The 10,722-nt window shown below is 65.9% G+C and carries 12 protein-coding genes; 6 read left to right on the forward strand and 6 right to left on the reverse strand.

The window, feature by feature from the left end:
- Positions 1 to 41: 41 nt before the first annotated feature.
- Together purM and EAF64_RS09305 are read left to right on the forward strand one after the other, a co-directional pair.
- Positions 42 to 1,019, forward strand: coding sequence for a phosphoribosylformylglycinamidine cyclo-ligase (gene purM / locus EAF64_RS09300; protein WP_129068712.1), 978 nt, complete (start codon positions 42 to 44; stop codon positions 1,017 to 1,019).
- Positions 1,020 to 1,115: 96 nt separating this feature from the next.
- Positions 1,116 to 1,376 (forward strand): hypothetical protein, encoded by a 261-nt coding sequence (locus EAF64_RS09305; protein WP_129068713.1) that lies wholly within the window; start codon positions 1,116 to 1,118, stop codon positions 1,374 to 1,376.
- Between the two features lie 27 nt (positions 1,377 to 1,403).
- On the opposite strand, the gene EAF64_RS09310 is transcribed toward EAF64_RS09305, so the two are convergent.
- Positions 1,404 to 1,946: a CBS domain-containing protein gene (locus EAF64_RS09310; RefSeq protein ID WP_129068714.1), complete on the reverse strand. Its 543-nt coding sequence runs from the start codon at positions 1,944 to 1,946 to the stop codon at positions 1,404 to 1,406.
- Between the two features lie 48 nt (positions 1,947 to 1,994).
- Positions 1,995 to 2,363 (reverse strand): DUF555 domain-containing protein, encoded by a 369-nt coding sequence (locus EAF64_RS09315; protein WP_129068715.1) that lies wholly within the window; start codon positions 2,361 to 2,363, stop codon positions 1,995 to 1,997.
- 285 nt (positions 2,364 to 2,648) lie between these two features.
- Here EAF64_RS09315 and EAF64_RS20950 point away from each other — a divergent pair, with 285 nt between their 5' ends.
- From EAF64_RS20950 to EAF64_RS09325, 3 genes are all read left to right on the forward strand, one after another.
- Positions 2,649 to 2,825 carry a hypothetical protein gene (locus EAF64_RS20950; protein WP_193767633.1) on the forward strand — a complete coding sequence of 59 codons (177 nt, stop codon included), beginning with the start codon at positions 2,649 to 2,651 and terminating at the stop codon, positions 2,823 to 2,825.
- Between the two features lie 123 nt (positions 2,826 to 2,948).
- Entirely contained in the window at positions 2,949 to 4,604 is a 1,656-nt protein-coding gene (gene ligA, locus EAF64_RS09320; RefSeq protein WP_129068716.1) for an ATP-dependent DNA ligase LigA, read from the forward strand.
- 39 nt (positions 4,605 to 4,643) lie between these two features.
- Positions 4,644 to 5,345, forward strand: coding sequence for an MBL fold metallo-hydrolase (locus EAF64_RS09325; protein ID WP_129068717.1), 702 nt, complete (start codon positions 4,644 to 4,646; stop codon positions 5,343 to 5,345).
- A 3-nt stretch (positions 5,346 to 5,348) separates the two neighbouring features.
- Here EAF64_RS09325 and EAF64_RS09330 read toward each other — a convergent pair whose 3' ends face one another.
- A complete protein-coding gene (locus EAF64_RS09330; protein ID WP_129068718.1) occupies positions 5,349 to 5,948 on the reverse strand; it encodes a DUF5789 family protein in 600 nt (199 codons plus the stop codon).
- Positions 5,949 to 6,102: 154 nt separating this feature from the next.
- On the opposite strand from EAF64_RS09330, the gene EAF64_RS20955 reads away from it, so the two are divergent.
- The gene (locus tag EAF64_RS20955) at positions 6,103 to 6,258 is read left to right on the forward strand and encodes a hypothetical protein (RefSeq protein ID WP_193767634.1); all 156 of its coding nucleotides are present in this window, start codon (positions 6,103 to 6,105) and stop codon (positions 6,256 to 6,258) included.
- Between the two features lie 3 nt (positions 6,259 to 6,261).
- Here the strand turns inward: EAF64_RS20955 and EAF64_RS09335 are convergent, their stop codons facing one another.
- From EAF64_RS09335 to EAF64_RS09345, 3 genes are all read right to left on the reverse strand, one after another.
- On the reverse strand, positions 6,262 to 6,960 hold the full coding sequence (locus EAF64_RS09335; RefSeq protein WP_129068719.1) for a hypothetical protein: 699 nt from the start codon (positions 6,958 to 6,960) through the stop codon (positions 6,262 to 6,264).
- Positions 6,961 to 7,073: 113 nt separating this feature from the next.
- A complete protein-coding gene (locus EAF64_RS09340; RefSeq protein ID WP_129068720.1) occupies positions 7,074 to 8,177 on the reverse strand; it encodes a DNA topoisomerase IV subunit A in 1,104 nt (367 codons plus the stop codon).
- Between the two features lies 1 nt (position 8,178).
- Positions 8,179 to 10,566 carry a DNA topoisomerase VI subunit B gene (locus EAF64_RS09345; protein ID WP_129068721.1) on the reverse strand — a complete coding sequence of 796 codons (2,388 nt, stop codon included), beginning with the start codon at positions 10,564 to 10,566 and terminating at the stop codon, positions 8,179 to 8,181.
- Positions 10,567 to 10,722 lie beyond the last annotated feature (156 nt).

Here is a 10,722-nt window from a genome sequence, read left to right on the forward strand (position 1 = left end):
CGACCGACGGGCTTTTGCGCGCGCCGGGCGCGAACTCGGATATGACCGAGGACGCTGACGACGGGATGACATACGCCGAGGCCGGGGTGGACATCGACGCCAGCGAGGCGGCGACGGCCGCCCTGATCGGCGCGACCGAGGGGTTCGAGGGCGACTTCGCGGGCCTGCTCGACATCGGGGACCGCTACCTGGCGCTGGCGGCCGACGGCGTGGGGACGAAACTTCTCGTCGCCGAGGCCATCGACGACTACTCGACCATCGGCATCGACTGCATCGCGATGAACGTCAACGACCTCGTGGCGGCGGGCGTCCGCCCGGTGGCGTTCGTCGACTACCTCGCCGTCGCAGAACCCGACGACGAGACGAGCGAACAGATCGGTGACGGGTTGGCAGAGGGCGCCGACCGTGCGAGCGTCGAACTCGTCGGCGGCGAGACGGCCGTGATGCCGGAAGTCGTCAAGGGTCTCGACATCGCCGGAACCTGCGCCGGCCTGGCCGAGAAGGGCGCGCTGTTCCCCGGTGAGGCCGAGGCCGGCGACGCGCTGGTCGGGTTCCCCTCGAGCGGCATCCACTCGAACGGCCTGACGCTGGCACGCAAGGCCGTGACGAGAGACCACGAGTACACCGACCCGTTCCCGCCGAACCCGGACCGCTCGATCGCCGAGGAACTGCTGGAGCCGACCCGGATATACACCGACCTGCTGGACCCGCTCCGGAACCACGACACGAACGCCGCGGCCCACGTCACCGGCGGTGGCTGGGGGAACCTCACACGGATGGGCGCGTTCCGCTACGAGATCACCGATCCCTTCGAGGCCCAACCAGTCTTCGAGTTCGTCCAGGAGGAGGGCAACGTGGCCGACGAGGAGATGCACCTGACGTTCAACATGGGCACTGGTTTTGTCGCGGCGCTCGATCCGGCGGACGCCGAGGCGCTCGTGGCGGAGACCGACGGTCGGATCGTCGGCGGGGTACAGGCGGGCGAGGAGGCGGTCGCGATCCGCGGGCTGGAGCTGTAGTATCGGGGACCCGATTCGATTCGGCGGCTGGGAAGTAAGCGGGGCGTACCCGGATCCGAAGTACCTATCTGTACCCTTCCCGCTTGCTCGACACGGATGACCGAGGACCTCTCCGACGACCGGGACGCGTTCCTGGCGATGGCGCGTGCGTTCCCGCTCCGAACCTGTCTCTTTACCTTGGGCTTACCCGCCTTCGCACTCCTGCAGGTGTCGGGTGGGCTTCTCACCGGCGGCCCCATCGCGTTTGGCGTGCTGTTGGCGCTGCTGGCGGTCGGGCTGTCCGTGGTGGTCACTCGATATCACGTGGCGAGGTACAGGCGACAACGGGTGACCGACGCCCCGAAGGTGGGCCGCTGAGCGAGGCTACTGGCGGTTGCGACGCGGTTAGCTGATGTGAGCGGCCACGTCCGCGTCGGTGATGATGCCGACCATCTCGGCGTCCTCGATGACGATGACGGCCTCGTGGTGGTCGAGGTGGGTATCGACCTCGTCGACGGTCGCGTCTTTCGTGACGGTGGTGATCGACTCGCGCATCACTTCGGCAACGGGGAGTTCGCCGGGGTCGTCCTCGTCGGAGTGGCGGATGTCGCTGTGCGCGACGATGCCGACGGGGTAGTCGTCCCGGACGACCGGCAACTGGGAGTAGCCCTCCTGGTTCATCACTTCGATGGCCGTCATCACGCTGTCGTCGGGTTCGACGCCGTAGACCGGGCTGTGCATCAGGTCGCCGGCGCGCAGGATGCCGCCCTCCGCCTCTTCGAGGGCGTTGACGATCCGCCGGAGCGTCGAGAGCCGCGGGTCCACGTCCCCACCCTCGATCCGGGCGATCAGCGGCTGGGACACGTCCGCACGTTCCGCCAACTCGCTCTGGGTCAGGTCCAGTTCGTTCCGACGCTCCCGGAGATCCTCAGGGGTCGGTAGTTCCATACGATCCGATTACCAGAGGTAATACAAAAAGGTTCCCCAGTTGCAGACTCAGGCGGAGGCGTCGGCTTCCTCGTCTTCGGCGAACTCGATGGTCTCGACGACGGAGAGGGGGACGTCACGGAGGGCGCCGCCGACCTCGCTCTTGGCGATCCGCTGGGCGTGTTCGGTGTTCTCGGCGTTGAACACCTTCATCTCCAGCACCAGCCCGACGAGGGCGGTATCGGCGGCGATGAAGGCGGAGTCGAACGGTTCGCCACAGGCGGGACAGCCCGTGGCCCCCACGTCGACTTCGACGTAATCCATGTCCTGATCGTTGAGGCGCTTGCCCGCTTCGCTGACTGCGACGCCGATGGCGTCGTCGATGTCCTCGACGTCTCGAACCAACCAGGCGGCTTCCATCGCTACGAGATAGTTCATACTCACTGGTCTGTCCCCCACCCCCACGTGTCTTGTGATTCGCTCGCGCCCTTACCACGGCTGCGCACGTGACTTCGATAATGGCCATAACTTATGGCTCCGACTGGCGTCGATTATCTCCGTGTTACCGACGACGGCCCACCGGCCCCGCCCGAGGTTGTCGTTTTCCCAACCAGAACTGAACCGCAAGACGGGAGCGGTATCGTCTCCGTAAAAAGACCATTATGATTCTCGAACAGGAGGAATATTTATATACTCCGATCGGTCCAGGCCTAGTCGAGGACAATGGAAACCCGCCTGCACAGTGGCCTGCTGTTCGCGCTGTACCAGCTGAGTCTGATGCTCGGCATCGTGCTGATGCCGCTCGCGCTCGTGACCAGCCGGTTCGGCGTCACCCTGCCGATCCACCGGATGATCGACCGGCTCGGCGCGGCCTACGAACGGACCAGTGCCGGAGAGTAAGTCACCACTCCCGTCGTCGGTCGCCCTCTAGCCCACTCCGCTACCGAGACCACCTGCTTTTGTTGGTCGACGGATTCGTCGACTCCGGACGATTTAACACCGACTCGTGGGTACTCCGTTCCGATGGAATTCGCCGTGTTCGCCGAGCGCGCCGACGAGATCGAGTCGACTTCGGCCGATCTCGATATCGTCTCGCTCGTTCGGGACCTGTTCAGGGTCTCCGCAGAGGATCTCGACACCGTCGCCAGGTTCGTACAGGGCCGTGTGGTTCCCGCCCACGAATCGACGACGCTGGACATCGGCCCGAGCCTCTGTTACGAGGCCATCGCCCGCGCGGCGGGGCACAACGTTTCGGCCGACGACGTAGAGTCCCGCGTCGCGGCTGTCGGCGACGTGGGCGACGTGGCCGCAGAGTACGACTTCGGCGGCCAGCAGGGCCTCGGCGCGTTCGGCGACGGCGGCGGCTCGGCGGACCTGACCGTCGGCGAGGTCGAATCGGAGTTGCGCGACCTCGCGGCAGCGGCCGGGTCGGGCAGTCAGGACCGCAAGCTCGACCTCCTGTTCGGTCTGTTCAACCGCTGTGAGCCGGCGGAAGCCCGCTACCTCGCGCGGATCGTACTCTCGGAGATGCGGATCGGCGTCGGCGAGGGAACGGTCCGGGACGCGATCACCGAGGCGTTCGACGTCCCGCTGAGGGCCGTCGAGCGTGCGCTCCAGGTGACCAACGACTACGGGCTGGTCGCCACCGTCGCCCGCGACGACGGCGAGTCCGGGCTGGACGACCTGCGTCTGGAAGTCGGGCGACCGGTCCAGGCCATGCTGGCACAGGCCGGAACGGTCACCGACGCCGTCGACTCGTGGGAGTCCGTCGCCGTCGAAACCAAGTACGACGGCGCTCGCGTCCAGGTCCACTACGACGGGGACGCAGTGTCGCTCTACTCCCGAAACATGGAGGACGTGACCGACCCGTTGCCCGAGATCGTCGCGTTCGTCGAGGAGAGCCTCGCCGTTCCGGCCATCCTCGACGGCGAGGTCGTGGCCGTCGACGACGCGGGCGACCCGCTTCCGTTCCAGGAAGTGCTGCGTCGCTTCCGGCGGAAACACGACGTTGCGAAGACCAAGGAGGAAGTCGAAGTCCAGCTGTGGGCGTTCGACTGTTTGCACGCCGACGGCGAGGACCTGCTCGACACGCCACTCGAAGACCGGCACGACCGGCTGACCGAGATCCTCGACTCGGGGGTTTCGGCCCTCGCCGTCACCGATGACGCCGACGAGGTCGCCGAGGTCGAGGCCGAGGCACTCGACGCGGGCCACGAGGGGATCATGCTGAAAGACCCCGATTCGACGTACTCGCCGGGCCGGCGCGGGAAGGAGTGGCTCAAGCGGAAACCCGACGTGGAGACGCTGGATTGCGTCGTCACCGGGGCCGAGTGGGGCGAGGGCCGCCGGGCGGAGTTCCTCGGGACCTTCGAGCTGTCCGTGGGTGCTGGCCCCGATTCGTTCGAGACCATCGGGAAAGTAGCGACGGGGATCACCGACGAGCAACTGGCCGACCTGACCGACCTGCTGGAACCACACGTCCTGGCGGAAGACGGCAAAGACGTGACCATCGATCCCGCCGTGGTCTTCGAGGTCGGCTACGAGGAGATCCAGACGTCGCCGACGTACTCGTCGGGCTACGCGCTCAGATTCCCCCGCTATCTCGACGTCCGCGACGACAAGGATCCGGAGAGTGCGGACACGCTGGAACGGGTCGAGCGACTGGCCGACGGCGAGTGAACCGACACGGGTTTTCGAGCGCCGGCCGAACTCTCCGGTATGACCGTCCACTTCGACGACCTCCGGGTCGACTGGCTGGGCTACGCGACCGTCCGCATCGAAGCCCCCGACGGAACCGTGGTCTACATCGATCCCGGTCGGTACGGCGTGCTGGACGAGTACGATCCCGGGGACGGGCAGCTCGTCTGTGTCAGCCACGTCCACCACTACGACAGCGACGGAATCGAACGGGTCGCCCGGGCAGACGCGACGGTGCTGGTCTACGACGCCGTCCACCACAGCGAGACCGACCGCGACGTGACGCCGGTGCGTGACCTGCCCTACGACACCCGCCGGGTCGACGCCGAACTCGACGACCTCGTCGACGACGTGATCGTCCGGACGACCGCGGCGTACAACCAGGCCGACGGACCCCACACCGACGCCGGCGGTGAGCCCATCCATCCTGAGGGCTTCGGCTGTGGCTTCGTGCTCACCATCGACGGCACCACCGTCTTTTGGCCGGGCGACACCGACGTACTCGCGGGCCACGCGGAACTCGACGTGGATCTGTTCCTGCCACCCATCGGTGGCACCTTCACGATGGACCGTGAAGCGGCCGCCGAACTGGCCGAAGCGATGGCTCCCGGGCTCGTCCTCCCGATCCACTACGACACGTTCGAGGCCATCGAGACGGACGCCGAGGCGTTCGCGGACGACCTCGACGCGCGGGGGGTCCCAGTCGCGCTGGACGCCGACTGAGCCCTACACCCCGAGCCACTCGTCGTTTCGAATCTCGTAGCCTTCCGACCGGCAGAAGTTCGCGGCTTCGCGCCGAACCGCGCGGGAACCGGGGAGTTTCCCCTTTTGCTCGATCCGGTCGACGATCCAGTCTCCGAGGACGCGGACGCCCTCGTCTTCATCGTCCGCGTCGATCGCGGCGAGTTCCCGGAGCGTCTTCTGGTAGGCGTCCCACTGTGACCCGTCGAGTTGCTCCCGGGGGAGCTTCTGACTCGCCTCCACGATCCGCTTCATCGTCGCGGCCACCGTCGGTCGCTCGATCCGCTCGCGAACCGCCCTGGAGGACTCGAACGTCTCCACGTCTGTCTCGGGGAGCAGTTCCTCGACAGTGTAGGTCCCGTCGGTCGCCTCGACATCGCGGTCGCCCAGCGTCGCGATCACTTCGTCGCCCGTCGCCGGGAACTCGACCGCTTCGAGTTCCGTCTCCAGGTAGGCGAGTTCCGACGGATCGACTGGCGGCTCCGGCTCGTCCCGTCGCTCCAGTTCCTCGGCGATAGCACGTTCGCGCTGGCGTCGGTCGGCGTTCTGGGCCTGGTCCTCCCGCCCTTTCTTGTTATCTGCCATCCTCGAAATTACGCTACCGGCGTGGATAACGTTGTGGAGGGCGGGCAAGGAGTTGGGGAGTTCCCGGGAATCGTACAGCTAGATCAGTCACGATTCGACGCCGAACCCGGTCGCGTACGTCATCTCGGCCCTCGGCCTGGCGGGCCGTTTCGTCGTGGTACCAGCCGAGTACTACGACCTGCGTGCCATCACGGACGCGGACGGTGACTGGAATCCGTCGCCGCTGTTGCTGACCGGCATTGCTGTCTACCTTCCGTATCTGTCCCGACCGTACTACGTGCACAAGCGGCGGCGGGCATCCGCGGTGTGACCCTCACCGACGCTCGTAGCTCGTCAACTCCATCCGCATCGTCTCGGTTCCGTCTTCCTCGTAGTAGGCCGTGAACGGAGCCAGTCCCACGTCGGGGGAGAAGCAGGCTTCGTAGACGACCTGGCCGTTCGTCCGAATCTCCGAGCGGTAGCAGTCGACGCCGCCGACGGTGTCGCGGTCGCCGACGCTGTAGGAGACGGTCTGTCCGTCGGCGGAGTAAGACCACTCGTTGCCGACCCGCAGATCACGCCCCTCGTAGGCTCCGTAGTACGGCGAGAAGAGGCCGAGCACCACGAATCCAGCCGCGGGCGTCGTCAGCAGTTGGCCCTGGATCTCCTCGCGGCTCCCGGTGACGGTCGAACTGTAGCTGTCACCGCCGAGTCGGTAATCCATCGTCGCCGTCACGGTGTCGCCTTCGATCGTCTGCACGTCCCAGACCAGCCGGCCGGTATCACCGTCCATCGCGATGTCGTACTCGAAGCGACCCGGCTGGGAGAAGTCGAAGTACTCGAACTCGCCGTCGGTGACCGAGTCACCGCCGGCCCCGCTTCCGGCTTCGGGACTCCCGTCACCGCCTCCGGCACCTGTCGCTGGGTCACCGTCTTCGCCGGCGTCCGTCGTTCCGGTGTCGGTCCCACCACCCACACAGCCTGCCAGCACGACCATCGCGCCGAGACAGACTGCGAGAAACGCTCGGTTCACGGCTCTCGTACGTCGGAGGGGGATATAAGTAAGATGGCTCTCGTACGTCGGAGGGGAATATCAGTAGGATCTGCGAACCGGTAGCACGATGGTTCGAAAGCGCTTCTCAGTAGTTAGATCACGTCCATCGCGTCCAATCGCTCCGGGAGATACGTGTCCGTCACGAAGTCCAGCCCACGCGCCGCCAGGCTCTGCTGTTCGGCCTTCTTCTCGATGTCGAGCTGGAGTTCGATCTGTTCGCGCCAGTAGTCGGTCTGGAACCGCGGGTCCTCCAGTTCGGATTCGAGGGCGTTCACGTCCGAGTCGCTGAGCGGGTCGGTCGGGAGGTCGTACTCCACGATGTCCGCAGGCTGGATGCCGATGAACTGCGCGTCGGGCGTCGCCAGGTACTCCGAGAGGTGCGCGGACTTGATCGACCCGTAGGCGACCGAGCCGTAGATGCGGTACGACCAGGGGTCACCGTCTGTAAACACGGTCACGGGGAGGCCCAGTTCGTCACGGAGCCGCTTGGTGAGCCGCCGGGTCGCGCGTGCGGGCTGGCCCTTGAGGTGGACGATCAGGGCGTTGTGATCCTCGTCGAACCCGTTCTCGACCAGCCGGTCCCGCATCCCGCCGGTCTCCACACACAGGACGAAGTCGGCGTCGTTGTCGAGGAACTCGATGGTGTCGGGGTTGTTCGGGATCTGGTAGCCGCCCTCGCCGACGTCCTCCTGGCAGTGGATCTCGCGCTCGCCCCGCCGGGTCTGCTCCCGGATCAGCAGGGGGCCCATCACCGTCGCCCCGGACTCCTCGGGGCGCATGTGGAACTCCTCGCGGCGCACGTCCGAGACGATCTCTAAGTCCTCGATCAGCTGGTTCGACTCGTCCTGGCTGTTGAACTGGGCCTCCTCGTGGTCGAACGACTCGCTGAGATAGTAGAGTTCACGCAGGGTGGAGGAGCGGTCCTCCTCGAGTTGCTGGGCCAGGAAGTCGATGACGTACGTGGCTTTCAGCAACTTCTGGGCGCCGCTGACGGTCTTGGCGCTGCGGGTGCTCTCTCGGTCGCCGTACACCCAGACGTCCATCTCCTCGTCGTACTCGATGTTGGACTTCGTCCGGGTCGGGATCGACATGGTCGGGACCTCGCCGCCGGCGAACTGATCGTAGAACTCCGCCGCCAGGTCGATCAACTGCTCGCGCGCGTCGGCCTCGCTCTGTGTGTCGCTGTCGGTACTCATGTTAGGCGTTGATCGTCAGTTTCTCGTCTTCGATGCCCTCGACCTGCACGTCGAAGGTGGCGTCGCCGTCGACGCGGTACTCGATGCTCGCTTCCGTGCCCGCTTTGACCTCGGGCGTCCACTTGACGAAGTACTCCCCGTCCATCTCGACGACGTTCGCGCCGTCGACCTCGCCGGGGTCTTCGCTCACGATGTCGGTGATCTCCAGGCTGGCGTTGGTGTCGTCGTTGTTCTCGACGATCAGCCGCACCGTGCCGTTCTCGTGCTCCCGGTCGACGAGGACGTTGTTCATGATCCGGGCCAGCGAGTCGTCGATGTTCAACTCGCCTTTGCCCGTCACCTCCTGGAGTTTCTCGGCCATCTCGGGGAGGATCGTCGCCAGTTTGTCCTGCTTGCGCCGCCGTTTCTCCATCGACCGGCGCTTCTTGAGGTAGGACTTCAGGTCGCGGGCGGCCTCCCGGATGGCCCGCTCGACCTCGTCTTCGATCTCGGGGACGTTCGCCACCGCGTCCTTGGACTCGCTGGTGAAGGGAACGTTCGTGGAGGCGACGTGGACCATGATGACCGCCGGGCCGTTGGGAATGCCGCTCCCGCCGGGCTGGTCGAGTTTGTAGTTGCGCCAGTTGATCGTCTTGACCACGTCGGTGATCGAACAGGCCCCGCGCTGGTAGACCAGGGGGACGCGGTTGGCAAAGCGCATAACGTCGGCGCTGGAACTCTCCTCGAGGTCACCGCCGTAGGCGATACCCGCCTCGACGATGAACGGGTCGCCGCCGTGGACGGAGGCGTCCCGCGTCGAGGCCGCGTAGAAGTCCGCGTCGAACTCCTTTTTGAGTCCCTCGAGCACCAGCCCGTCGGAGATGGGCGAGAGACAGTCCGTCGGCGGCGCGATAATGTCCGTCTCGCGCATCGCCTCGTGGAGTTCGCTCGCGGTGTCGCGGTCGTCGTCGATGGCCGTGATGTTCGGCGGTTCGTCGGGGATCGTCGACATCTGCCCCCAGATGGCGTCGACGACCTTCTCGCGAGCCGTCTCGCCGAAGGTGGCTTCGTCGTACTCCTCGGTCGCGTCGGCGGCCCGGTCCACGTAGTCTTCGACCTGATCGCGAGTGAGTCGGTCGTGGGGATTCTCCTCGTCCTCGAACTTCGTGGCGACCCGCTCGGCCAGGCCCTGCACGTGAGCGTCGTCCTTCCGGTCCGTGGTGGCTTCGTCGACCAGCGCGTAGATGTCGCCGGTCCGCTCGTCGCTGACGGCGCCCCAGGCGGCCGCGGCGGCCTTCTCCCGGACGGTCGAGCCGAAAGTCGTCGCGTACGCTTCCTCGACGCCCTCGGCGACCGTCTCGACGATGCCCTGCACCCGGGAGTGGGTGACCGAACCGGCGTCGTCGATCTCGGCGGCGATCGACGCGGCGAACTCGGCAGTCGCCTCCGCGCCCTTGTTGGCCACGGCGTCGGAGACGGCCGACTCGATGTCTGCATCTTCGTGTGTCGCGGGCGCACTCCAGGCCATCTCGCGGCCGAAGTGCCGATCGCGGAAGTTGTCGATGACTTTGTCGGCGGTCTTCCCGCCGACACGGGTGAACTCCTCCTGCAGGAAGCCCGACACAGAGTAGGAGTCGGTGGCGTCGAGCATCTTCTGGAGGGTGCCCAGTTCGACACCGTGGGGGTGGGGCCGGATCTCTTCTGTCTCCTCGGGGAGCTGGTCGGTGGCGCGCTCGAACTTGAAGTGTTCCTGTGGCTCCCGGAGTTCCAGTCGCGCGTGGGGGTTGACGACCGCAGTGTGTTTGATGTAGTCGTGGAGCTGGTTGCGGGCGCGCATGTTCGCCTCCATCTCCAGTTCGATGCGGGTACCGTGGGGTCGGTCCCAGGAGGTCGTGTCCTCGCCCTCGATCTCGGGTTCGTTCGAGTCCGTGTCGATGGTCAACTCGAAGTACTTTGCGTCGGCGCTGCCCTTGGTCCGGCTGGTGATCTTGGCGGGCTTGCCACTCGTGAGTTGTGAGTAGAGGACGGCGGCCGAGATACCGATCCCCTGCTGACCGCGGTTCTGCTCGCGGGCGTGGAACCGGGAGCCGTACAGCAGTTTGCCGAAGATCTTCGGGATCTGCTCCTTGGTGATCCCGGGGCCGTTGTCCTCGACGATGAGGCGGTAGTAGTCGTCGTTCTCCTGAATTTCGACGTAGATGTCCGGGAGGATACTGGATTCCTCGGTCGCGTCGAGGGCGTTGTCGACGGCCTCCTTGACGGCCGTCACCAGTGCCCGCGCGCCCGAGTCGAACCCGAGCATCTGACGGTTCTTCTCGAAGAACTCGGCGATGGAGATGGACCGCTGAGCCTCCGCCAGCTCCTCTGCGATCCCCTCCCCCTCGGCGAGTGTCGACTGGTACGAGGTCATTCTCTGCACACTTCTACCCCCGGAGGGGTTAAATGTTGCACGGCAGCTCGGTGAAAGTGAAGCCGTGCGTGTCACTTTCTTACAGACCGCGGAGCGACCGACGAAGAGCGAGCGAACGGGCCAGTTGAGTACGCGTCCGACGCCGCGCAGAGACGG

The organism is Halorientalis pallida, from assembly GCF_004118325.1.
GTDB lineage: Archaea > Halobacteriota > Halobacteria > Halobacteriales > Haloarculaceae > Halorientalis > Halorientalis pallida.